The organism is Pseudoclavibacter helvolus (genome assembly GCF_049707175.1).
In the GTDB taxonomy this organism is placed as follows: domain Bacteria; phylum Actinomycetota; class Actinomycetes; order Actinomycetales; family Microbacteriaceae; genus Pseudoclavibacter; species Pseudoclavibacter helvolus_A.
Genome location: NZ_JBNAFM010000010.1, coordinates 44862 through 66737 on the forward strand (window position 1 = coordinate 44862; position 21876 = coordinate 66737).

The window sequence follows — 21876 nt, forward strand, 5'->3', positions numbered from 1 at the left end:
TGCGGCCGCGGGGGCCTACAGGCCCGAGTAGGCGTGCAGGCCCTTGAAGAAGACGTTGACGATGCCGAAGTTGAACATGACGGTCGCAAAGCCGGCGATGGCGAGCCAGGCCGAGGGGGTGCCACGCCAGCCACGGGTTGCGCGGGCGTGGATGTAGCCGGCGTAGACCACCCAGATGATGAAGGTCCACACCTCCTTGGTGTCCCAGCCCCAGTAGCGTCCCCACGCGCGCTCGGCCCAGATCGCGCCGGCCATGAGGGTGAAGGTCCACAGGATGAACCCCACGATGTTGATGCGGTAGGCGAGGTTCTCGAGGCGTACCGCGTCTGGGAGCGCCGAGAGCAGCTTGAGGCGCGACGGAAGCCCGGCGCGGACGCGGGCAACGCGGCGGGTCTGCAGGAGCTGGGCGATGCTGAGGCCTGCACCGATCGCCAGGCAGCCGGTCGCGAGCGAGGCGACGAAGACGTGGATGACCAGCCATACCGACTGCAGCGCGGGCGCGAGGGGCACGACGTCGACGTAGAAGCCGAGCGTGGCGATGCCGAGCGTGATGACGGTGAAGCCGGTGATGAAGGTGCCGAGGAAGCGCACGTCGGCCCAGAAGCGGGCGAGGAGGAAGACGAGCACGATGAGCAGCGTCGAGGTCATCGAGTACTCGAACATGTTCGACCACGGCACGCGGTCGGCGGCGATGCCGCGGAGGACGGTGGCGGCGAGGTGCACGAGGAACGCTGCAACGGTGAGCCACATCGCGATGCGCAGCGAGGGGGTCGCTCGGGTGTCGCGCCAGGCGTCACCCGACTCGGTGCGGGTGGCGGCGAGCGAGACGGCGCTCGCTGGGTCGTCGCTGGTGTAGCTCGCCGGCTCGGACATTTCCCGGTCGCGGGCGTCGGCGTCGTAGGCGCTCGCCCCCGCCGTGGCGCCCGCCCCGACGAGCGTGCTGCGTCGCGCCGCGGTCGCTCCGACGGCGGACTGCCGCTCGGAGCGCTCGGCCGCCCTCGCGCTGCGGCCTGCCAGGTCCATGGAGAACGCGATGAACGCGATCGAATACACGGCCATGGCGACGTAGAGGAGCAGGTTCGACCAGCTGGACAGCGTTTCGATCATGGAGCTTCCTGAGTGGGAGAAGAGGCGAGCGACGCGCCGCGGGTTCCGGCGTCGCCGTCAGGGCCTTGGGTGCCTCGTGCGTCGCGGGCAGGCGACGCAGCTTCGGCTAAGCCTACGATTTTTCTGGTGTGCACGTCGAGGAGGTCGTTGACGGCGGCGGCCAGCTGCGGGTCGTCGCCGCGGGCCAGGCCTGCGTACTCGATGAGCACGGTGCCGTCGGAGCGTGTGGTGGCCTTCACCCAGAGGCGACGCCTCGGCACGAGCAGCGACGTGAAGAGGCCGGCGATGATGAGCACCGCAAAAATGAGCACCGGAATCTGCGTCGGGTCTTCGTGCACGTCGAACGACGCGTAGCGGGGGACTTCGCCGAGCTCGATCGTGCCGAGCCCGTTCGGCAGCTCCGCGGTTTCGCCCGGACGCAGCTCGATGGGCTTCACGTCGAGGTCGCGCGCCGCGATCGGCGTGAGGCTGTCGGTGTCGAGCGTGTAGACCGACCTGGGCACGCCCTCGTCGAGGCCGAGGTCTCCCGAGTACACGTTGAGTGTCAGCATCGGGTCGCGCAGGTCCGGGTGGTTGGAGGTGAGCGCGCCCGATTCGAGTTCGACGGCAGACGGGTAGAAGAAGCCGAGCATGCCGATCTGCTCGTCGAGCCCATCCGGCACCTTCACGACGCCCATGGAGGTCAGGAAGGCGTCTTGCGGGAGGAACGGCACGAAGTCGGAGAAGACGGCGTTGCCTTCTGGGTCGCGCACGGTGATTTCGGGGGCGTACCCGTTGCCGAGGAGGTAGCTGTCGGTGCCAGCGAAGCGGAGTGGGTCGTTGACGCGCACCGTCTTCGACTCGGGCTCGCCGCCCGGAGTGTTGACGGTGACGTTCGCCGCGTAGTCGGTTGCCTGTCCGATGGCGTTCGGGTTCTCCTCCTCGTACGTGATGTCGAAGGAGTCGAGGCGCATGGAGAAGGGCGCGAGCACCTCGGGCGTGAAGAAGCGGCCCGGGTTGAAGGAGGAGTAGCTGACGAGCCCGTTCACGAAGGTCTGGCCTTCGACGAGCACACGCTGGCCCGACCAGGTGAAGCCTCCGCCGATTCCGACGGCGACGATGATGCCGACCATCGCCGAGTGGAAGACGAGGTTGCCGGTCTCACGCATGTAGCCGCGCTCGGCGGAGACGGAGACGCCGCGCTTGCCGTCGTCGAAGATGACGGTGCGGTATCTCTTGTCGCGCAGGACCTTGGCGGCCTCGTCGATGACGGCGCCCCGCTTGGGGTCGAGCGCGGGGTCGAGCACCTGCGTGGAGTAGGCGTCGAGGCGCGAGAGTCGTGCCGGCGTCTTCGGCGGCTTCGAGCGCAGCGCGTCCCAGTGGTGCTTGATGCGCGGGATGATGCAGCCGATGAGCGAGACGAACAGCAGCAGGTAGATGGCCGTGAACCACGGCGAGCTGTAGACGTCGAACATGCCGATGTCGTCGAGGAACGGCGCGATGTCGGGGTACTGGTCTTGGTAGACGAGGACGCCGTTCGGGTCGCTCGAGCGCTGCGGCACAAGCGAACCCGGCACGGCCGCGATCGCGAGGAGCAGGAGGAGCAGGAGCGCCGTGCGCATGCTCGTGAGCTGCCGCCACGCGGTGCGCAGCCAAGCGATAAGCGCGGAGGCGCGCCCGGGCTTCTTGGCGCCCGCCGACTTGTTCGGCATGCTCGCGCGGGCACCGCCGGCCGCGGTCTTCTTCGAGTCGCGGTCGCGCGCCTCGAAGCCGTCCTTGCCGGCGTCGAAGTGGTCAGAGGGCCGGGACATATCCGCCGATCGTCGCCGCGAATGCGGACATGAAGTGCTGCCAGACGCCGATGAGCATCAGGAACCCGATGAGGATGAGGAGGCCCCCGCCGACGAGGTTGATCGTGCGGATGTGCTTCCGCACCCAGTTGATGCCCGTCGTCACCCTGCCGATGCCGAGCGCGACGAGGATGAAGGGCAGGCCGAGGCCGATGCAGTAGAAGAACGCGAGGAGCGCGCCGCGGCCCGGCGAAGCGAACTGGTAGCTGAGCGAGTTGATCGCGATGAGCGTGGGGCCGAGGCATGGCACCCAGCCGACCCCGAAGACGATGCCGAGCAGCGGCGCCCCCAGCAGGCCGGACGGCGCGAACCGCATGCGTGCCGTGCGCTGGAGGAATGACACCTGCCCAATGAAGACAACGCCCATGACCATGACGATGACGCCGAGCACCCGCATGATGATGCCCTGGTACTCCATGAGCCAGAACCCGAGCATGCCCGAGGCGGCCCCTGACAAGACGTAGACGATCGTGAAGCCCAGCACGAAGAGCGTCGCTCCGAAGGCGACTCGGCCGCGCCCGGTCGTGAGGCGGGCGAGGAAACCTGGCTTTGCGTCTGCGTTCGAGGCCGCGGACGCGGACGCGGACGCGGAGACCGCGCCCGCCTCTTGCGGGGAGGCACCTGCGGAAACCCGGGCTGGCGTCTTCGTCGGCGCATCCTGCGCCACGGCCCCGACGAGCCCGAGGTAGCCGGGCACGACCGGCAGCACGCAGGGCGAGGCGAACGAGATGAGGCCCGCGAGCAGGGCGAGGGGGATGGCGACGAGCAGCTGCCCGCTCACGATGGTCTCGCCGACGGCGTTGCCGGGGGCGATTGCGGTGAGGGCTGAGGCAGCGAGCAGTGCAGAGGTCAATTGCTGCTCTCTGCGAGGGTGTCAGTGATCATTGACCCGAGGATTGACGGGTCGATGGGGCCTCGGATGACGGAAGCGACGCGGCCCTCCGCGTCGAGCACCAGCGTCGAGGGGATGGCCTGCGGCGGCACATTGTCGGCGAAGGCGAGGCGCACGCTGGCGTCGTTGACGTCGAGAATCGACGGGTAGGTAATGCCCTGCGTCTCGGCGAAAGTTTTGGCTGTGGCGGCCTGGTCGTAGATGTTGACGCCGACGAACTCGACGCCGTCGTCTTGGTGCTCCTCCCAGAGCGCCTGCAGGTCTGGGGCCTCGAGGCGGCACGGCGGGCACGAGGCGTACCAGAAGTTCACGACCGTGACGGAGCCGGCGAGGTCGTCGCTCGAGAGCTCGTCGCCAAACTCGGTGACGCCGCCGAACTCGATGGGCGCCTGACGCTCTCCCGGAGCGAAGAGCTCGTAGCTGCCGTCGCCCGCGACGTAGCCCTGATCGCCACTCGCGGCGTAGTCCTCAGCGAAGGGCTCCTCGCTCGAGCACGCCGACAGCAGCAGCATCGTCGCAACACCCGCCGATGCGAGGGCCACACGAAGGGGTCGGGGGAAGCGCGACATCTTCACGCTCTCTGAGCGGCTGGTCACACGGCTCCCTCATCAGTGGCGGCGTCGAGCTCGTGGGCCGCCGGCTCACGGTAGTCGGCTTCAACGAAGCCGGTTGCGGGGTGGTACTCCAGCGTTGTGATGCTCGAGAGCGAGCACCGCCGGTGCTTCGGGTTGTGCGCGAGCGGTTCCTTCGAGAGCGCGCGGTGCACCATCCAGATCGGCAGCTGGTGAGAGACCACGATAACATCGCCGCCGTCGGCGAGCTCGGAGGCATCGAGCACCGCTTCGCGCATGCGGGCGACGATCGACTTGTAGGCCTCGCCCCAGCTGGGACGCAGCGGGTTGACGAGCTTCGGCCATGATCCAGGGCGGCGCAGTGCGCCGTACTTGCCGGTCATGCGCCGGCCCTCGAAGGCGTTGGTCGGCTCGATGACGCGCTCGTCGATGACCGGGTCGAGACCGAACAGCTCGGCGATGGGAGCCGCGGACTCACGCGTGCGCTGGAGCGGCGAGACCACGAGGCGCGTGGCGGGAACGGCTCGAGCGTGCAGGTCTTCCGCGGTGACGCGCGCCATGCGGGCCCCGAGCTCGGAGAGGCCGAAGCCTGGGAGTCGCCCGTAGAGGAGCCCGTTCGGGTTTTCGACCTCGCCGTGGCGGACGAGGTGGATTCGCTGTGCCGCCATGCGCTCCAGTCTACGAACCGCCACCGACATCGAGGCTCAGGATGCGCATCCGTCGCCGCGCTCGTGCCTTGTTGTCTGCACGCTCGCACGCGCCTGCGCCTCGGGTACCCTTGACCGGTGACTGATCGCGCCCTTATCTCCGCCCTTTCCACGCTCGAAGACGGCCCCGTGCTTGTGCAGGGGTGGGTCGATACGGTTCGAGACCAGAAGAAGGTGCAGTTCGTCGTGCTGCGCGACGAGAGCGGCGCCGTCCAGCTCGTGAACCCGCGCGCCGAGGGCCGCGAGGCGATCTCCGACACGATCTCCGCCCTCGCCCAGGGCAGCTTCATCTCGGTTCGCGGCCAGAAGAAGGCCGACGAGCGCGTGAAGCTCGGCGGGCTCGAGGTCAAGGTCGACGAGATCGTCGTCGAGACCGCCGCGCTGCCCGAGACGCCCATCGCCGAGGACACCTCGATCGACAAGCGCCTCGACTGGCGCTTCCTTGACCTGCGCATTCCACGCAACGCCCTCATCTTCCGCATCCAGACGACGTTCGCGCACGCGTTCCGCACGTATTGGGTCGAGAACGGCTTCGTCGAGCTGTTCACGCCGAAGCTCATGGCATCGGCCTCCGAGTCGAAGGCCGAGCTGTTCAAGGTCGACTACTTCGAGACGAGCGCCTACCTGGCGCAGAGCCCGCAGTTCTTCAAGCAGATGGCGATGAGCTCCGGCCTCGGCAAGATCTTCGAGATCGGACCCGTCTTCCGCGCCGACCCGTCGTTCACGTCGCGTCACGCGACCGAGTTCACGGGCATCGACGCCGAGGTGAGCTGGGTCGAGTCGCACGAGGACGTCATGCAGATGCAGGAGCAGCTCATGGTCGCCGGCCTGCAGGCGGTGAAGGATGCGCACGGCGAGGAGATCAAGGCGCTCTTCGACGTCGACATCGTCGTGCCTTCCCTGCCGTTCCCGCGCATCCCGCTGCTCGAGGCGCGCGAGATCGTGGAGGCACGCGGCCACAAGCTGGAGCGCAACGACCTCGACCTCGACCCCGAGGGCGAGCGCCAGATCGCGGCGCACGTGCAGGAGACGTTCGGCCACGAGTTCGTGTTCCTCACGGACTACCCGGCGTCGATCCGGCCGTTCTACCACATGCGCCACGAGGGCGACGAGTCGCTCACGAAGAGCTACGACCTCATCTGGAACGGCGTCGAGATCTCGACGGGCGCGCAGCGCGAGCACCGCGTCGACGTGCTCGAGGAGCAGGCGAAGCAGAAGGGCATGGAGGTCGACGAGCTCGGCTTCTACCTCGACTTCTTCCGCTACGGCGCCCCGCCCCACGGTGGCTTCGGTATGGGCTTCGCGCGCATTCTGATGCTCATGCTGCACCAGACCACCCTGCGCGAGGTCACCTACCTGTTCCGCGGCCCGAACCGCCTGCAGCCGTAAGGCGACGGCCGCCTGAGCGCGGCCGACAATTCCTCAGAGTCGCCCACGATCACTCGTGGGCGGCTCTGCTGCGTGGTGCAACGGGCAGGCGTGATGCCGTCACCTCGTGACCTCGTGGCCGGGCGGCGGCGGCGCGCATGGCAGGTCGTCGCCGCGGCGGTTGGTGCTGTCGCGCACGTCGGGGCTCGACTCGAAGGGGCCGTCGGGGCTGAACAGGACTGCCAGGTGGTAGTCGGCGTGGTCGCGGAACCAGAGCGACGCACCGCCAGGTGCCTCGCTCAGCTCCTCCCACGCCTCCCACAGTCCGCCGAGGCGCAGCACGGCTTCCGGCGAATCCCACCAGCGCGCTGACCAGACGCGTGTGCGCCCGTCCACTCGCCGCGCGCACGAGCGGGCGAGGAATTGGCGCACGAAATCGTCGAGGCAGGCGTACTGCCGCGCGCGCGAGGCGCCCCCGGCCGGTGTCGCTCCCCCGCCGTTCATTGCGCTCTCCTCGGGGCCGTGGTCGTGACGTGGCCGGGATGCGCGCCTTCCGGTGCGGTGTCGCGGCCCGGGCCGTACTTCGCGACGGAGGCGCGGATGCGCGTCGCGTGCGGGCCGTGCATCCACGACCTCGTCTTGATCAGCGTCGGGCGACTGCCGGAGGCGAGCACGAGCGCGCGCCCGCGTGGCAGGCCTGCGAGGTCGGCGACGTCGAGGATGCGTTCCCGGTGCAGCTGCTTCGAGACGCTGCGGTGGCCTCGCCCGTAGCTCAGGGAGGAGAGCACACGGTCGTGGTCTCCGACGAGCTTCGACAGCTCGTCGAGGAAGGCGGCCTCGCTCACGCCGCCTCCGTAGACCTTGATGTTGGCGGCCGACCAGAGCTTCCGCATGCCGCTCTCGCCCCACACGTCGACGCCCTGAGACCAGGACTGCAGGATGGTGATGAGCACGATGCCTCTGGAACCGTAGTGGCTGTAGAGGTCGGGCAGGTTGCGCCAGCGGCACACGTTGGCTGCCTCGTCGAGCACTCCGAGGAGTGGGCGGGCGAGCCTGCCCGCGGGTGACGCGGCCGCGAACTCCTCTGCTGCCTCGGCGACGGCGACGGTCAGCGCGGTGACGAGCGGACCGGCGGTCCCCTGGCCTTCTCGTGACAGGGAGTAGAGGGTGTCAGCGCCGCGGACGAACTCGTGGGGGTCGAAGCGTCGCCGTCCCGGGTCGCGGGGGTCCGACGTGATCCACGGGGCGAGGGAGCTGCTCGTGAGGCAGGAGGCCATCTGCTGGGCGGTGCCGTAGATGCCGCCCCGTTGCCGGTCGGGCGCGCCGATGACCCCTTCGAGCTGGTCGGCGATGAGCCGGTAGCCGGCGTCGTGGAGGATGCCGACGGCTTCGTCGTCGCCGGGTCTTGTCACCCATCGGTACACCTCGATGATGGGCTTGCGCGCGAGCGCACCGGCGAGGAGGAGCGCCGCGAGGAGGTCTTTGGCCGCCGGATCGAAGAAGGCGTCGCCCCTCGCTCCCGGCTCCCTCGAGCCGCTGGCGAAGTGGTCGGCGAGTTTGCCTGCCTGCACTTCGTCGGTGACGTAGCTGAGCGGGTCCCACCACCAGTTGGCGGCTTCACCGGCCACGCCCTGCGGGTCGAACACCCAGACCTGGCCCGACTCGGCGCGTAGGCCCCGGGTCGCGTCGACGACGTCCCGCTTGTTCGACGTGACGACGACCGCCCCTGGCGCTTCGACGATGGCGGGGATGGCGAACGCGGTCGACTTGCCCGTGCGGGGGCCGCTGATGTTGACCTGCATGTCCTCCCATCCGCCGAAGACGGGTGCACCGCCGGGGATGGTCTCGCCGAGCCGCACACCGATCGGCCCGTCGACCCCGAGTCGTCTGCTGCTCGCGCGGGCGCCTCTGGCGCTGATGGCTGCGATCTCCTCCCCTCGGCCGAGCAGTGGCGCTGCTCGGTCGAGCCTCCGACCCCCGGTCCTCCGTCGACGCAGGATCAGCGCGGCCGCGAGCCCGGCGAGCACGAGGCCGACGCCGAGGGCAGCGGCGAGCGCGGTCGCGGTTTCGTTCCATTGGATGCGGCCCCGGAGGACCGCGAAGAACAGCGCGAAGGGGTTGTCCGGCAGCGTTGCTCCTGTGTCGTCGATCGCCGCGGCGCCTCGCACGCTGAGGTTGACGCCACCAACGCTAACGGCGGAGACCGAGAGCGCGACCCAGAGGAGGACCGCCTCGGTGGAGAGCCCTCCCGGACCCCGCTTCCTGCCTGCGTTCACGGTCGCCTCCGCGTCGGCACTGCCGGAGCATCGGCGGCTGGGGCGTTCGGTTCGACGCCGACGTGCGGCGCCTCGTGCCAAAGCCGGTTGGTGTCGTTGATGCTCGCTTCGGCGCTTGTCAGCTGCACGTCGACCGGAATCCCGGGCCGTCCGCCGACCTTCACGAGGAACTTGCCCCGGCCGGGCGGTTCGGCCTCCCGGCCGCTGACCGGGTCCCACGCTGGCGGGTCCTGCCAGCCGATGAGGAGCTCCTGCTCGGCCAGCGAGAGCGGCACGGCAGAAGTGAGTCGCGGCATCTCCGCGCCTGGCAGTCCGCCGCAGATCACCATGCCGGCGCGTTCAACGAACCCCTTGGCCTTCATCCGCTCGGCCTCGGTCGGCAGCGCGAGCAGGTCGCTCATGGTGTGCGAGATCATGGCCATCCCGACGCCGCGCTGCCGGTTGAGGCGGGTGAGGGCGTCGACGCGGTCGACCATGCCCTTGCCTGCCCGCAGTGCTCGCCAGAGTTCGTCGAGGATGACGAAGTAGTGCCTGCGCGGCTCGAGCCCCGCATCCGCGAGCACGTTCGCGACGTTGACGGTGCCGAAGCCTGCGGACCAGCAGGCGAGGAGCGCGGCAGCCTGCAGGTCGACGTCGGAGTCGTCGATTGAGGAGACGTCGTAGACGACGGGCGCGTCGCGCCGCATGGGGTTCGTGGTGTGCCTCGAGAACGTCTCGCCGAGCCGGCCACCCCCGACGAGCCCGATGAGCGACGCCTCGAGGTCTTCCGTGATGGCCTTGTACCTGCTGTCGTCGCCCCGGTCGAGGGCGACCGCGCGCACCTCAGGTGGACCTGCCCGCACGACTTCGAGGAGGTCGCCGAGCACGGGCACGCCGTCGTAGTGCTCATCGAGCCATTTGAGGGCTCGGTCGATGATGGTCTCCTCTCGGTCACTCGGTGGTTGAAGACGCGTGATAGTGAGGAGCGCGGACACCATCGTGTGCCGGCGGCCGTGCGCGTCGGCGAGCACCTGACCCGCCTCGGCGTGGAAGCCGTGCGCCCTGAGCGTCTGAGCGGCCTCCGTGGCTTCGCCGGGGTCGAGCACGTTGAGGTAGCCCCGACCTCGCCCGAGCGAGATGACCTGGCCGCCGAGGGCGCCGATCATGTCGACGTGGTCGGGCTTGAGGTCGCCGAGGACCAGCGGCATGACGCCGTAGCCGGCGAGCCCGGTCGCCATGCGGCGCACGAGCGAGGACTTGCCGAGGCCCGGCTTGCCGAGCACGAACACCGATGGGTTGCTGATGAGCTTCGCCCGCTGGAACCACGAGATTGGGTCGCAGCAGAGGGTCGCGCCGGTCTGCGTGTGTCTGCCGAGCGGCACCCCGATCATGGGCGTCCCGGTCCCGACGGCGAATGGCCACAGTCCGCAGACCTGGACGGTCGTGCCGCGCCACTCGTCCGGTGCCTGAAGGTACGTGGATGCGCCTCGTCCGGCGCCGCCCCAGCCGCGCATCCCGGGGCGTTCCGGCGGTCGCACATGCCCCTTGCCCGAAGTCCGCGGCCGCCGCCCGTTTGGTGCGCTCATAGCTTCTCTCGCAGTTCACTCGGCACTCGAAGGTGCTTGCTGAGGACCAGGCCGAGCGGCAGCGCCGCGGCGAAGGCCGAGTCCTGGGATCCGTAGACGGGACGCAGTCGGAGGCGGGCCGTCGCGGCGAGGTTGTCGATCGCCGCCCGCGCGTCGAGCTCGTGCTCCGCGTCGAGCACGGTAGCCGTGACGAGCGCCCCGAAGTTGATGAGGCCAGCCCCGGAGGCCTCCTCGCTGGCGGTCGCCGCGGCGGCGCGCACCGCGAGTGTGTCTCGTGCGGCCGGCTTGGAGGTCGACGTCTGCCGGAACTGCGCCGCGCTGAGGTCAGCTTCGACGAGCGCCGCCGCGCGTGCGGCGTCGATCGGCCGGTAGAGCAGCGTCACCCGCTTGCGGGCGATGTCGCGGTGCGGCGCGAGCAGCCGCGCGAGCACGCTCGATTGCACGCTGCCCCGGGGCGCGACCGTCATGGCCCAGGTCGTCGAGTAGGCGGAATCGTGTCGGTACCCGTCCCAGCTGGCGCGGGCGGCGGCGGGGCCCACATCGGTCCACGCGAGCTCGGGAGTCTCACCCGCGGCGTGGGCCTCGTCGATGAGCGCAGCCACGGCGGGGTCGAACGCGACCCGCACCACTTCGCAGACCTCCTGCGCCGTGAGCGGCTGCGCGGCCCCGGCACCCGTCGCCTGGAGGCCCGCGGTGATGCCGGGCAGGCGGGCTCCGAGTTCGCGGGCGAGCTCGTCGGGACCGCGGCGCCTGCCCCCGGTCCGGAGTGCGCTCTGGAACGTGAGTGCGACGAACGCCTTCACCGTGGATGAGCCCTCCGGGTAGGCGGCGACGGTCTCCTCGAGCACGGCCCGCGCGAAGGCGGGTGCGTTCGCGTCGAGGTTCATGGCGACCTCGCGCTTGAGCCGGGTTCCGGAGTCTGGGGCCGTCTCGATGGTGACCGATGCGGCCTCGATGCCCTGCTCGTCGCCGAGGCTCGACAGCCAGTGCCCCCATTCCGCCACCCAGGCGTCGATCTGCTCCTGGTCCACGAGCGCGGCGCCGTCGGGTTCTGCGCCGAGCACGACGGTGCAACTGCCCACCGCTGGTGTGAGGAGCAGCGCGAACGGGCGTCCGTGCGAATCGACGTGCTCGCTGAGTCTTGTCGGCGCTGCGATGCCAGGGAGCTGAAAGGTCGCCCAGGGGACCCGGCCGATGGGCCCGGAGCGGTAGCTCGCCTCGCCCCGCGCCCGTGACAGCGCCCAGCCGGAACGTGCACCGATGCGCGCCAGCGCATTCTTGCCGTGCGCATCCCGCACCACCAGCAGGAGCAGCGCGACGCCGAGCACCGCCGCGACGATGAGGGCCGCGACGATACCGGAGAGCATGACGGCAACGACGACCACCACCAGCCCGCCCAGCAGGAGCGCCGTGCCGATCGAGCCGAGGCCGAGCAGCCCGGCCGAGGTCGGTTTCCGCCAGTTTCCGTACGTGCGCACCTGTCGTGTCATCGAGCTATCGACCACCGGTCGGGTCCTCTCCTGTCGTGCGCTCCGCGACTGCGATCGCGGAGTCCGTGCCGTAGTGGATCGCCTTCTTGAGGGGCTGGACCGCGGCGACCGCCGCCGCGACGTAGGGCCCGCCGACGGCCTTGCCAGCACCCGCGGCCGCGGCGGCCCCTGCCCCGGAGGTGGCCGCCGACCCGGAGGTGGCCGCCGACCTGGAAGCGGCGGCGCCGGACGAAGCCGCGGATGACGCGCCGGAGGTTCCGGGGCGCCCGCTTGCGCCTGGAGGTGGCGCGGCTGGCGGACGTGCGGCCGAGCCGCCTGGCGGACGTCCTGGGCTCCTCGCGTTACCCGGCGAGCCCGTGCTCCCCTGAGGCCCGGGGCTCTGGCGTGGGCGCGCGCCGTCCGGCACACGATCGGCGACCGACGTCGCGATCGACGCTCCCCCGCCGCTCGATGCGAGCGCCCCAACCATTGGCGTGACGAACCGCATGAGCGCGGGGAGCGCGACGATCGCCAGGGCCAGGATCACCAGCCCGGTGTAGGTGGTCAGCACGGCAGTGCCGCCAGGGTTCGGCGCTTCCCCGCTCATGCGGAAACCGGCGGCGTAGACGATCGCGGCTGCGGGCTTGTAGAGCACAAACGCGGTCAGCCAGGCCACGCACCGCTGGAACCAGCCGCGGCCGAGCTCGGTGTTCGTCGCAGACGCGGCCAGCGGCAGGATGCCGGCGAGGATGACGAGCATCCCCCCGCGCACGATCATGAGCAGCACTTGCACCACCGAGACGAGGCCGACGATGGCACCGATGAAGATCCCGTTCGCGATGCCGGAGGTCGCCGCACCGCCCGAGCTGCCGGCCGCGGCACCCACCAGCCCTGCCGGCGACATCCCGAGCATGACGCCGACGTTGTCCTTGAAGCAGTTGGGTGCGCCGTCGAGGTCGCACTCGAGCGACTCGTCGATGATCCAGGAGGCGAAGGAGTCGCCAGCCCTGACGAGCAGCCACTCGATCGTGAGCCCGGCACTCGAGACCACGACCAGCGTGAGCAGGCTCTTCACGAGCTCCTGCCCCGGCCGCGCTCGCTGCTCCCAGGCCATGCGAGCGCCGCCGATCATGACCGACACGATGGCGCACGCCCCGGCAAGCCACCACGTCGACGCCTGGAGGAAGGTCGCGGTGTTGGTCGACGCGGCCGGTGCGGTCGGGATGAGCGCAGAGACCACCGAGGAGGCTCCGGCGATCAGCACCCCACCGGCGAGCACCGCGAAGAACCTGCCGTGGAACGGGATGCCGTCGCCGGACCGGATCCGCAGGCCAACCATGACGGCGAGGAACACGAGCCCGATGACCGCGACCGTGCCGGAGATCCAGCTGACGTACCCCAGGACGGTCGAGAGCTGCGTCTCCACGACGTCCGTGGGGGCGGAGAGCGGGGAGCCGGCCGGGGCCCCCGTCGTGCCGAGGTCCGGGGTCGGCACGTCGACCCACATCGTGCCAAGCGTCGACAGCTGCTCGGCGACCCACTCGTTGACGTCGTTCTGCAGCGCGTCTCGCATCCGAGTCCACATTGACGAGGCCACCTCCTTCGAGAAGCACTCAAAGTCCCCGATTCCGCAGTCGCCCATCAGGCGCTCCATCTCACGTAGCCGCCGACGTCGCTGAGGGCTTGCATGCGCACCGGACGCGGTTCGTGTGTCGGGATGCGCCAGTCGCCGTCGACCCATTCGAGCTCAACGACGGCCGCGATGAAGGTGCTGGCGCCGTCGACGGTTACTCGTTGCGCGACGTCGACCCGCGCCGTAGTGCCGTCGAACGCGAGCATCCGGTAGCCGACGATCTGCATGCGGACGACGTCGCCCGTCGCCGCCGACTCGGCCAGGAGCGCGTCCCGGTGCGATCCGGGCGCGAGTGCGTACTCGAGGACCGGGCCGCGAAGGCCCGGCGTGTTCGACTGCACGAGGAGATTCGCGGCGGCCGAGAGCGCACCTTCCGGCGATCGCTGGTAGCAGTAGGCGAAGCCGCTGTCGTGCGTGGCCGCGGGGCCCGCGTGCGGCAGGGTCGGGGCGAGGTTCACGTCGACGTCGCGCCAGCTGGTCTCCGGGGCGATCGCCAGCCGCCAGGTCGACGCGTCGCCGGTGGCCGCGGCCTGCTCCGGGTTCGGGTCTGGCAGGCCGCAGCTGCTCGGCGTCGCGACGTCGACGCCGTCACTTCCGTCGCCGCGGCCGTCTTCGAGCTCCTCGGGGCCGCCAGCGGGGCTCGTGGTCGAGTCGGGGGTGGATGCGGCTGCGAGCGCGGCGTGATCGGCCGCCCCGTCCGAGGCGGCGAGGATCGAAACGACGAGTCCCGCCAGGATCAGAAGCGAGACGCCGACGGACGCCGTGGTGAATCCCGGGCGCTGCAGCGGTGATCTCGCGGAGACGACGCTGGCCTCGTGCCGAGGCGCAGCGCGGCGGCCTTGCCGAGCGTGCATGGTGTTCGCCGACCCGCTCAGACGAAGAAGCCGACGAGACTTGTGGCCGCGGAGATGATGATGACTCCGCCGAGCGCCATACCGATCTTCCCCGCGTGTTCACCGCCTTCGCCACGTCGCGACTGGATCGCCATCATGGTTCCTGCCGCGATGAGCCCGAGGACGCACACGGCGAGCCCGACCCATTTCACCCAGCCGAGGAGGGTCGTGAGGCCCTCCGTGCCTGGAGGTTGCACCGGGTCGGGGTCGGGCAGTGCGCTGAGGCGCGCGGAGGCGTCGAGCAGCAGTTCGGTCAATGCGCCGGTTGTCATGGTCAATGGGCTCCTGTCGAGATGATGGCGTGCGCAAGCGCGCCGAAGGGTGGTTCCGCGCGCGGCGGAGTCGGGCCTCCACCGGGGAGGGACGCGAGCGCTCGAGTCGGCTCGCGACGCACCGCCCCGCGGTGCGAGAGCCGGTGCGTCGAGACCTCAGATCGGGTCTCGCCGGTCGCACCGGCCCGGCTCTGGGAGAGGACTCTACGCACGACCGAGCGGGCCACTCGGAGTTATCCACAGCCCACGTTCGGGGCGCGGCGATCGACCTAGATTGTTGCTCGCCGCGACGGAACCGTGGCAGGGAGGAGGTGCCAAGTGCGCCGTGAGATGACTGTCGTCGCGCTCGCCATGCTTGCCGCGACGCTCTGCGGATGCGCGCCCTCACCGGAACGAGGGCCCGGCAGCGACCTGGACCTGGCCGCGAGATCGACGCCCCTCGCCCACCTGTCGGCCGAGGAGCATCTCGAGGCGGAGGCAGCCCAGCCCTCGCCGACGCACGGCCCGGCGTCGGACGCCGAGGCCATCGCCGTCGCATCCGCGACCCTCGCCGCCTACGCCCGCTCCGACCTCCCGCAGCGACGCTGGCTCGAAGGGCTCCGGCCGCACCTGACCGCTGCCGCGCTCACGTCGCTGGGTTCGGTCGACCCCGCGGCGATTCCGATGGCGACGGCCTCCGGGCCGATCGTGCTGCAGCGAGACTCGAGCGGGTACCTCGCCCACGCCGAGGCCCCCGCGGGTGGTGGCGCATTCCAGCTCCTCCTCGTGCGCGAGGCGTCCGGGCCCTGGCTCGTCAGCAGCATCTCGATTGCGGAGGACGGTGGCTCGTGAGCGCACGGAACTCAGCCTGGTGGGGCCTCGCGCTCGCCGTCCTGCTCGCCCCGGGGCTGCTTCTCGGCGGTCTCGTGGCGGCCGTCATGACCGGCAGCTCTCTCGTGAGCGCCATGGTGTGCGCGACATCGGGTATCTCGATGCCCCTGCCGCAGGACGGGGACGCGTCGCACGCCGCTGCCGCCGCGCCGCCGCTCGACCCCGCGGCCGCGGCGTCACTGACTGCCAGCACCGTGATCGACGGCGAGCCCGTCGAGTTCGCCGGCGTGCAGCTCACCAACGCCGCGCACATCCTCGCGGCCGGCATCGGGCTGGGCCTGGATACCCGCGATCAGGTCATCGGAGTGATGACGGCAATCGGAGAGTCGACGCTCCACGTGCTCGACCACGGCGACGCGCCGGGGCCGGATTCGCGCGGCCTCTTCCAGCAGCGGGGCAACGGGGCGTGGGGGAGCTACGCCGACCGCATGGACCCGCACACCAGCGCGAGCAATTTCTTCGCCGCGCTCCTCGAGGTGGCAGAGCGCTCCGCGCTCACGCCGTCGGAGGCCGCGCATCGAGTGCAGGGGAACGCAGACCCAAACCACTACGAGAAGTACTGGGAGGCGGCGGTGGCCGTCAGTGAGACTGTTCTCGGCACACGGACGGGCCTTTCGGGCAGCCCCGCCGCGGCAGCAACGGAACAGGTCGCGCGAGGGAGCGCCGCCTGCGGCTCTGGAAGCGCGCCGGCAGGCGCCGCCGTCAGCGCGACAGCGGTGAGTCCGAGCGGATGGGCGCCACCCGGCGAGGGCGGGCTCACCGACGCCTTCGGCAACAGGTTCCACCCGACCGCCCTCGAGTGGCGAATGCACAACGGCATCGACCTCGCGGCGGGAGGCTGCGGAGGGCAGATCTGGGCCGCGCAGGCCGGAACGGTCGTCGAGGCGGCGCCGGACAGCGCGGGCAACGGAACGATCCGCATCGACCACGGTGCTGGCCTCGTCACGAAGTACCTGCACATGGAGGCCGACGGCTACCTGGTCGAAGTCGGGGCTGTCGTCGCCGCCGGTCAGCAGATCGCCATCACCGGCACGAGCGGGCAGTCGACCGGCTGCCACCTGCACTTCGAGGTGGTCGTCGACGGCAGTCGCGTCGACCCGGTCCCGTTCCTCAGCGCGCGCGGGGTGACCTTCTGATGGCGAGGCGGCGGGCCCGCGGCCAACTCGAACCGGGCGCGGCGGTTCCCACCTGGCCTCGCATCTCCGCGACCCTCGGGCCCGACGGACGCGGAGAGGTGTCCTGGAACTCGGTCCCCGAGACCATCTCCGCCGACGACCTCGAAGCGGCGCGAGCAGCCATCGTCGCGCGCTGCACACGCCTGGCCCAACAAGTCGCGCGCGCGGTCCGACTCGAGCTACACGAGGACGGGCGGACGCAGCGGCTAGCCGTCTCCCCGACGGGCACCGTGCAGACGATCGACGCCGACGGAGTGCCGGAGCTCGACGCAGCGGAGGGACGCGGCCGAACGCCGGTCGTCGGCACCTGCCTGCACTGCTCCGGCCCCGCAGGGGCAGCTGACGCGCACTGCCACGGCTGCGGCGCAGCGGAGCCCCTCAGCCGAGGGCCCCAGACGCCCAGCGGTCGAGGCACTGATGGCAGATCGCGCATCCGCCGTCACCCCGCACGCGCCGGAGGGGAGGACAAGATCCCCACAGTTCGGCCACGGACCGGACGGCGGGCACTCCGTCGCGACGCCGAGCCGGGCGTGCCGGCACGCGAGCGTGAGCCCGAGCGCGAGCCCGAGCCCGAGCGCGAGCGCGAGCGCGCACGACGATCGCACCGGCACGCGGCGGGGCGTCCGCAGGCAACCCGAGCCCTGGTGATCGAGTTCGAGGAGGAACCCCCTGCGGTGCTCGCCGGCAGCGCGGCGCTCGGGCGCAATCCCTCGCCAGTCGACGGACGCATTCCGGTCCGCGTCGACGGCCACGTCGACACGGTCTCACGCACACACGCGCTCGTCGACCTCGACCGCGCCGGGCGCATCCTCGACACCGACTACCACTCCACGCACGGCACACACCTCAACGGTGCACGCACCTCGACGTTCTCGCCGGGCGTCGTCTACCGCGTGCCAGAGGGAGCCGAGCTTCGCCTCGGAGACCTGGTCTGCCGCGTCAGCACCACGACCCAGGCCTAGCGCGCACACACGGCACGCCAACAGCCTCCCGTCAGCGGTGACTCGCCGCCGCGACCGCCGCATCCAGTCGCTCGGCCTCGACGAACCACTGCGAGTGCTGCACCCCGTCGATGAGCACGACGGGAATGAGCTCACCGTACTGCCGCTGCAGGCCCTCGTCGTCGAGGATATTCAGCACCGACAGCTCAGCTCCGTAGCGGGCCGCGATCTCGCGGACAACCGGCTCCGCGTCCTCGCACAAGTGGCACCCCGGCTTGCCGAGGAACGTGAGCGTCGGAACTCGTGCATCCGTCATACCTCGAGTCTCGCAGACCAGGGGCCTCCTCGAGGGCGCCCGCACATCGCACCCCGGTCGCAGCCACAAGGCGACTTAACGCAGAAAACGCCCGGCCCGAGGGCCCGGCGCTCTGCGTCGTCGCGACTACTTCTTGTTGCGACGCTGGTGGCGAGTCTTGCGAAGCAGCTTGCGGTGCTTCTTCTTCGCCATGCGCTTGCGGCGCTTCTTGACTACTGAACCCATAGGAACATCCTTTATCTACAAGTACGAGGTGCGCGCAGCGGTGGGCTGCGGCATCGCTCGCGCCAGCTTACACGTCACCTGCCGGTAACCCTGAGTCCAACGGAATTCAGGGCGCTGCAGGACTCAGGCGCTGTGCTGGCCGAGCTCGTCTCCGCGGCCGGACTGCTTGATGGCTTCGGAGACCGCCGACTCCGGCACCCGGAACGAGCGGCCAAAGCGCACCGCGGGAAGTTCACCGGAGTGCACAAGTCGGTACACCGTCATCTTCGAGACCCGCATGAGTTCTGCCACCTCGGCAACGGTGAGAAACCGCACATCAGACAGGTCGTTTGTCATGTGTTGCAGCTCCAAGGTGACGGATGGTCCGCGCGTGACGGAAGTGAAGTGAGTGTCAGTTGAATACCTTATGGCCCGGAGTACCGCAGAAACAAGGTGCAGAGCGAATCATCCTGTGCCATGTATTCGCGATTCCACCGGCGAGGAGTAGCATGACCGACGCCTCGCGCACGCGAGGCGTCAACGACTGTGCTGTGAATTGGGGATGGGATGCGCACTCCGCGGGCCTCGAGCATCCCCGCGCCGGTGGACACGGACGGGTTGCTGCGGCGCATCGTCGCAGCGATCGGTCGGAAAATCGACGACTTCGCCCACCACACGCCCTCTCGCTTCGCCGTGATCATCTTCACGAGCATCATCCTGCTGTGGACGACGATCTACATGCTGCCGATCTCGTCGGCGGATGGCACGGTCACCCCGTTCCATGAAGCGCTCTTCACGGCGGTCTCGACCATCTGCGTGACGGGCCTCTCAGTGGTCGACATGGCGACGCACTGGTCGGGCTTCGGCCACTTCATGGTGTTCCTCGGCATGCAGGTCGGCGCCATCGGCGTGCTGACCCTCGCGAGCATCATGGGTGCGATCGTGACGCGCCGCCTCGGCCTGCGGCAGAAGCTGGTCGCGGCGAGCGACAGCAACGCACTGCGCACGCACGCGGGCCCCGTCTCCGAGTCGCAGGCCGTGAAGCTCGGCGATATCGGCGGCATCCTCACGACCGTCGCGATCTCGCTCGTCATCATCGAGACGTTCATCGCGCTCCTCATCATTCCGCGCCTGCTGATCGCCGGGGAGCCGCTCTGGGATGCGATCCTCGACGGCTTCTTCTGGGCGACGTCGGCGTTCACCAACACCGGGTTTATGCCAACGAGTTCTGGCATCGAGCCGTTCGCGACGGATGCGTGGATGCTCACGTGCCTCGCCACGGCCGTGTTCCTCGGCAGCCTCGGCTTCCCCGTCATCTTCGCGCTCACACGCTGGGTGAAGACGAGGCAGCGCATCTCCGTGCACGTCAAGATGACGCTCTCGACCACCGTGCTCCTCTTCGTGCTCGGCGCGGCCGCGATCTACTTCCTCGAGGGCGACAACCCCGAGACGATTGGTGCGCAGAACCCGTGGTTCCGCCCGGTGACGGCAGGCTTCATGTCGGCGATGACCCGCTCGGGCGGGTTCTCGACGATCGACCTCGCCGACGCCGACCCGGCGACGATGCTCGCCATGCAGATGCTGATGTTCGTGGGCGGCGGTAGCGCGTCGACGGCGGGCGGCATCAAGGTCACGACCCTCGCCATCCTGTTCCTCGCCGCGTTCGCCGAGGCCAAGGGCGTCAACGACATCCAGGCGTTCGGCAGGCGCATCCCGAACGACGTGCTCCGCCTCGCCGTCAGCGTCACGCTGTGGGGCGCGACGATCGTGGCCGTCTCCTCCATCTCGCTCATGCACTTCGCCTCGGTGCCCTTCGACGAGGCGCTCTTTGAGGCGATCAGCGCGTTCGCGACCTGCGGGCTCTCGACTGGGCTCACCGGTGACTTACCGGAGCAGGGCGCGTACATTCTCTCCATCACCATGTGGCTCGGCCGCGTCGGCACAGTCACCATGGCCGCAGCCCTCGCTTCCAGCGAGCACAAGCAGCTCTTCAGGCTGCCTGAAGAAAGGATCATCGTTGGGTGAGCCGATTCCACACAATGCCCCAGTGCTCGTCATCGGCCTCGGCCGGTTTGGCGCCGCGACGGCAGGTCAGCTGCAGCGGCAGGGCCGCGAGGTGCTCGCGGTAGACACCGACGAGGGCCTCGTGCAGAAGTGGGCGGAGCGGGTGACGCACGCCGTGCAGGCGGATGCGCGCAACATCGAGGCGCTGCGACAGATCGGGGCCCACGAGTTCGCGGTCGCGGTCGTCGCAGTCGGCACCTCGCTCGAGTCGAGCGTGCTGGTCACGGCGAACCTCTCCGACCTCAAGGTGCCGCAGATCTGGGCCAAGGCGATGTCGGCGACGCACGGCAAGATCCTCGGCCGCATCGGCGCGCATCACGTCATCTACCCGGAGCGCGAGGCCGGCGAGCGCATCGCGCACCTGCTCTCGGGGCGCATGCTCGACTTCATCCAGTTCGACGACGACTTCGTGCTCGTGAAGCTCTACCCGCCGAAGGCGATCCGTGGGGTGCCGCTCATGGAGTCCGGCGTGCGCACGAAGTACCGCGTGACCGTCGTGGGTGTGAAGAGCCCGGGCAAGCCGTTCACCTACGCGATGGCCGACACCGTGGTTTCCAACCACGACCTCGTCATCGTGTCCGGCTCGGCCTCCGACGTGGAGCGCTTCGCCGCCCTCACGTAGTCGTCGTCGCTGGCGGGTCGCCAGCCGGGTTCGCGGATGCCATGCCGTCGACCCACGGGACATGACCGGTCCGGCGCTGCTCGGCGTCGAAGACGTGCCCCATGCGCTTGCTGTAGTGCAACATGATGCTGCGCTCGACGACCCGAACGTCCGAGTCCTGCACGATCTGCATCTCCACCTCTGGCGCCTCGGCGAGCGAGCTCAGCCAGACGATGGCGTAGAGGTTCGCGCTTCCTCCCGCGAGCGCGGCGCAGGCACGGACCGACTGCCGCCCGCTGATGCGAGCCGCTGCGGCGTACAGGCGGCCAGCCGGCACGACCATCCAGAGCACCAGCGAGTACGGCCAGCGGGGCTGCTCGAGCTGCACGTCGATTCGCTGCACGATCTGCCCGGAGCGCACGGCACGCCGCACGAAGCGCCGAGCGTACGCTTCCGAGACACCGAGCGCCTCGGCGAGTTCGCTGCTCGGCGCACGACCGTTGCGTTCGAGGATGCTGATCGCCGTCGCCAGGGCGGGCGTCAGCGGCGCTGCCGGCGAGGTGCTGCCCTCCCGTGACTGGACGTGCCGGGATGCGACCCCGAAGCCCGACCGCCAGTGCGACCCGTCCAGGAACATGCGGGTCACGAGCATGGTGCGCAGGCGCACGACGTCGGCGTGCGAGGTGAGGCCGACGCGCAGGAACCGTCGAAGCTCGTGCACGTCAGGGACAAGCACGGTGAGCATGAGGTCGTGGTCGCCGGTGATCTCGGCGATCGTGACGACCCGCGGGTGTCTGACGAAGGCCTCGATGACATTCTCGACCGTGCCAGGTCGGCACTGGACGGCGACAATGGCGGTGACGACGCCGGAGTTCCAGCCGGCGTGCGTGGTCACCCATGCGGCGTCGCCGTCGAGCAGTCGTCCCCATCGTCGGCGCGCGGTCGGCGCGCTGACTCCGATGGCCTGCCCGATCTGCGCCCAGGGCGCCCGCGGGTCCTCCTGCATGACGTCGATCAGCGCGAGGTCCGATTCGGACAACGCGGGCAGCGGATTTCGGGCATTGAGGTCCATATCGAACATCCTGTCCCAATTCCTGGCCCGATGTCGCCACCGAAACACAC

At 69.8% G+C, this 21876-nt stretch carries 22 protein-coding genes; 6 read left to right on the forward strand and 16 right to left on the reverse strand.

What is annotated here, in order from left to right:
- Positions 1-15: 15 nt before the first annotated feature.
- From ccsB to ACPYN9_RS09700, 5 genes are read right to left on the reverse strand one after another with little or no spacing between them, the layout of a single operon-like run.
- A complete protein-coding gene (gene ccsB, locus ACPYN9_RS09680; RefSeq protein WP_424466072.1) occupies positions 16-1107 on the reverse strand; it encodes a c-type cytochrome biogenesis protein CcsB in 1092 nt (363 codons plus the stop codon).
- Positions 1104-2897 (reverse strand): cytochrome c biogenesis protein ResB, encoded by a 1794-nt coding sequence (resB, locus tag ACPYN9_RS09685; protein WP_424466074.1) that lies wholly within the window; start codon positions 2895-2897, stop codon positions 1104-1106. The genes ccsB and resB overlap by 4 nt, the downstream gene beginning before the upstream one ends.
- Positions 2881-3750: a cytochrome c biogenesis CcdA family protein gene (locus ACPYN9_RS09690; protein WP_424466221.1), complete on the reverse strand. Its 870-nt coding sequence runs from the start codon at positions 3748-3750 to the stop codon at positions 2881-2883. The genes resB and ACPYN9_RS09690 overlap by 17 nt, the downstream gene beginning before the upstream one ends.
- 35 nt (positions 3751-3785) lie before the next feature.
- The gene (locus ACPYN9_RS09695) at positions 3786-4424 is read right to left on the reverse strand and encodes a TlpA family protein disulfide reductase (protein ID WP_424466076.1); all 639 of its coding nucleotides are present in this window, start codon (positions 4422-4424) and stop codon (positions 3786-3788) included.
- Positions 4421-5068, reverse strand: coding sequence for a histidine phosphatase family protein (locus ACPYN9_RS09700; RefSeq protein WP_424466078.1), 648 nt, complete (start codon positions 5066-5068; stop codon positions 4421-4423). Before ACPYN9_RS09700 ends, ACPYN9_RS09695 begins: the two co-directional genes overlap by 4 nt.
- 117 nt (positions 5069-5185) lie before the next feature.
- On the opposite strand from ACPYN9_RS09700, the gene aspS reads away from it, so the two are divergent.
- The gene (gene aspS, locus ACPYN9_RS09705; protein WP_424466079.1) at positions 5186-6496 is read left to right on the forward strand and encodes an aspartate--tRNA(Asn) ligase; all 1311 of its coding nucleotides are present in this window, start codon (positions 5186-5188) and stop codon (positions 6494-6496) included.
- A 99-nt stretch (positions 6497-6595) separates the two neighbouring features.
- Here aspS and ACPYN9_RS09710 read toward each other — a convergent pair whose 3' ends face one another.
- From ACPYN9_RS09710 to ACPYN9_RS09740, 7 genes are all read right to left on the reverse strand, one after another.
- The gene (locus tag ACPYN9_RS09710) at positions 6596-6979 is read right to left on the reverse strand and encodes a DUF4913 domain-containing protein (RefSeq protein ID WP_424466081.1); all 384 of its coding nucleotides are present in this window, start codon (positions 6977-6979) and stop codon (positions 6596-6598) included.
- The gene (locus tag ACPYN9_RS09715) at positions 6976-8751 is read right to left on the reverse strand and encodes a type IV secretory system conjugative DNA transfer family protein (RefSeq protein ID WP_424466082.1); all 1776 of its coding nucleotides are present in this window, start codon (positions 8749-8751) and stop codon (positions 6976-6978) included. The genes ACPYN9_RS09710 and ACPYN9_RS09715 overlap by 4 nt, the downstream gene beginning before the upstream one ends.
- Positions 8748-10316: an ATP/GTP-binding protein gene (locus ACPYN9_RS09720; RefSeq protein WP_424466083.1), complete on the reverse strand. Its 1569-nt coding sequence runs from the start codon at positions 10314-10316 to the stop codon at positions 8748-8750. The genes ACPYN9_RS09715 and ACPYN9_RS09720 overlap by 4 nt, the downstream gene beginning before the upstream one ends.
- Positions 10313-11806 carry an SCO6880 family protein gene (locus tag ACPYN9_RS09725; protein WP_424466084.1) on the reverse strand — a complete coding sequence of 498 codons (1494 nt, stop codon included), beginning with the start codon at positions 11804-11806 and terminating at the stop codon, positions 10313-10315. The genes ACPYN9_RS09720 and ACPYN9_RS09725 overlap by 4 nt, the downstream gene beginning before the upstream one ends.
- Positions 11807-11810: 4 nt before the next feature.
- Positions 11811-13358, reverse strand: a complete 1548-nt coding sequence (locus ACPYN9_RS09730; protein WP_424466086.1) for a hypothetical protein — start codon at positions 13356-13358, stop codon at positions 11811-11813.
- A gap of 68 nt (positions 13359-13426) precedes the next feature.
- Positions 13427-14272: a hypothetical protein gene (locus ACPYN9_RS09735; protein WP_424466088.1), complete on the reverse strand. Its 846-nt coding sequence runs from the start codon at positions 14270-14272 to the stop codon at positions 13427-13429.
- Positions 14273-14289: 17 nt separating this feature from the next.
- A complete protein-coding gene (locus ACPYN9_RS09740; RefSeq protein ID WP_424466222.1) occupies positions 14290-14583 on the reverse strand; it encodes a hypothetical protein in 294 nt (97 codons plus the stop codon).
- Between the two features lie 318 nt (positions 14584-14901).
- On the opposite strand from ACPYN9_RS09740, the gene ACPYN9_RS09745 reads away from it, so the two are divergent.
- The 3 genes from ACPYN9_RS09745 to ACPYN9_RS09755 are packed head-to-tail and all read left to right on the forward strand — an operon-like array spanning position 14902 to position 17590.
- A complete protein-coding gene (locus ACPYN9_RS09745; protein ID WP_424466090.1) occupies positions 14902-15414 on the forward strand; it encodes a hypothetical protein in 513 nt (170 codons plus the stop codon).
- On the forward strand, positions 15411-16589 hold the full coding sequence (locus ACPYN9_RS09750) for a M23 family metallopeptidase (protein ID WP_424466092.1): 1179 nt from the start codon (positions 15411-15413) through the stop codon (positions 16587-16589). The genes ACPYN9_RS09745 and ACPYN9_RS09750 overlap by 4 nt, the downstream gene beginning before the upstream one ends.
- Positions 16589-17590 carry an FHA domain-containing protein gene (locus ACPYN9_RS09755; protein WP_424466094.1) on the forward strand — a complete coding sequence of 334 codons (1002 nt, stop codon included), beginning with the start codon at positions 16589-16591 and terminating at the stop codon, positions 17588-17590. Before ACPYN9_RS09750 ends, ACPYN9_RS09755 begins: the two co-directional genes overlap by 1 nt.
- Before the next feature lie 31 nt (positions 17591-17621).
- On the opposite strand, the gene ACPYN9_RS09760 is transcribed toward ACPYN9_RS09755, so the two are convergent.
- The 3 genes from ACPYN9_RS09760 to ACPYN9_RS09770 all read right to left on the reverse strand — a co-directional run bounded on the left by ACPYN9_RS09760 (position 17622) and on the right by ACPYN9_RS09770 (position 18446).
- Positions 17622-17885 carry a glutaredoxin family protein gene (locus ACPYN9_RS09760; RefSeq protein ID WP_424466096.1) on the reverse strand — a complete coding sequence of 88 codons (264 nt, stop codon included), beginning with the start codon at positions 17883-17885 and terminating at the stop codon, positions 17622-17624.
- Between the two features lie 126 nt (positions 17886-18011).
- A complete protein-coding gene (locus ACPYN9_RS09765; RefSeq protein WP_082775156.1) occupies positions 18012-18110 on the reverse strand; it encodes a 30S ribosomal protein bS22 in 99 nt (32 codons plus the stop codon).
- A 123-nt stretch (positions 18111-18233) separates the two neighbouring features.
- Positions 18234-18446: a helix-turn-helix domain-containing protein gene (locus ACPYN9_RS09770; protein WP_424466099.1), complete on the reverse strand. Its 213-nt coding sequence runs from the start codon at positions 18444-18446 to the stop codon at positions 18234-18236.
- 210 nt (positions 18447-18656) lie between these two features.
- On the opposite strand from ACPYN9_RS09770, the gene ACPYN9_RS09775 reads away from it, so the two are divergent.
- Complete coding sequence (locus tag ACPYN9_RS09775) at positions 18657-20114, forward strand: TrkH family potassium uptake protein (protein ID WP_424466100.1); 1458 nt, start codon at positions 18657-18659, stop codon at positions 20112-20114.
- On the forward strand, positions 20107-20775 hold the full coding sequence (locus ACPYN9_RS09780) for a potassium channel family protein (RefSeq protein ID WP_068478414.1): 669 nt from the start codon (positions 20107-20109) through the stop codon (positions 20773-20775). Before ACPYN9_RS09775 ends, ACPYN9_RS09780 begins: the two co-directional genes overlap by 8 nt.
- Here the strand turns inward: ACPYN9_RS09780 and ACPYN9_RS09785 are convergent.
- Complete coding sequence (locus tag ACPYN9_RS09785) at positions 20768-21826, reverse strand: AsnC family transcriptional regulator (protein WP_424466102.1); 1059 nt, start codon at positions 21824-21826, stop codon at positions 20768-20770. The genes ACPYN9_RS09780 and ACPYN9_RS09785 overlap by 8 nt on opposite strands.
- Positions 21827-21876: the final 50 nt, after the last annotated feature.

What these genes read in the sequence shown, in the direction of transcription:
- ccsB (WP_424466072.1), bottom strand. Translation starts at nt 1,107, where the DNA reads ATGATCGAAACGCTGTCCAGCTGGTCGAACCTGCTCCTCTACGTCGCC.
- resB (WP_424466074.1), bottom strand. Translation starts at nt 2,897, where the DNA reads ATGTCCCGGCCCTCTGACCACTTCGACGCCGGCAAGGACGGCTTCGAG.
- ACPYN9_RS09700 (WP_424466078.1), bottom strand. Translation starts at nt 5,068, where the DNA reads ATGGCGGCACAGCGAATCCACCTCGTCCGCCACGGCGAGGTCGAAAAC.
- ACPYN9_RS09710 (WP_424466081.1), bottom strand. Translation starts at nt 6,979, where the DNA reads ATGAACGGCGGGGGAGCGACACCGGCCGGGGGCGCCTCGCGCGCGCGG.
- ACPYN9_RS09720 (WP_424466083.1), bottom strand. Translation starts at nt 10,316, where the DNA reads ATGAGCGCACCAAACGGGCGGCGGCCGCGGACTTCGGGCAAGGGGCAT.
- ACPYN9_RS09725 (WP_424466084.1), bottom strand. Translation starts at nt 11,806, where the DNA reads ATGACACGACAGGTGCGCACGTACGGAAACTGGCGGAAACCGACCTCG.
- ACPYN9_RS09730 (WP_424466086.1), bottom strand. Translation starts at nt 13,358, where the DNA reads ATGCGAGACGCGCTGCAGAACGACGTCAACGAGTGGGTCGCCGAGCAG.
- ACPYN9_RS09735 (WP_424466088.1), bottom strand. Translation starts at nt 14,272, where the DNA reads ATGCACGCTCGGCAAGGCCGCCGCGCTGCGCCTCGGCACGAGGCCAGC.
- ACPYN9_RS09740 (WP_424466222.1), bottom strand. Translation starts at nt 14,583, where the DNA reads ATGACAACCGGCGCATTGACCGAACTGCTGCTCGACGCCTCCGCGCGC.
- ACPYN9_RS09755 (WP_424466094.1), top strand. Translation starts at nt 16,589, where the DNA reads ATGGCGAGGCGGCGGGCCCGCGGCCAACTCGAACCGGGCGCGGCGGTT.
- ACPYN9_RS09760 (WP_424466096.1), bottom strand. Translation starts at nt 17,885, where the DNA reads ATGACGGATGCACGAGTTCCGACGCTCACGTTCCTCGGCAAGCCGGGG.
- ACPYN9_RS09765 (WP_082775156.1), bottom strand. Translation starts at nt 18,110, where the DNA reads ATGGGTTCAGTAGTCAAGAAGCGCCGCAAGCGCATGGCGAAGAAGAAG.
- ACPYN9_RS09770 (WP_424466099.1), bottom strand. Translation starts at nt 18,446, where the DNA reads ATGACAAACGACCTGTCTGATGTGCGGTTTCTCACCGTTGCCGAGGTG.
- ACPYN9_RS09775 (WP_424466100.1), top strand. Translation starts at nt 18,657, where the DNA reads ATGCGCACTCCGCGGGCCTCGAGCATCCCCGCGCCGGTGGACACGGAC.
- ACPYN9_RS09785 (WP_424466102.1), bottom strand. Translation starts at nt 21,826, where the DNA reads ATGGACCTCAATGCCCGAAATCCGCTGCCCGCGTTGTCCGAATCGGAC.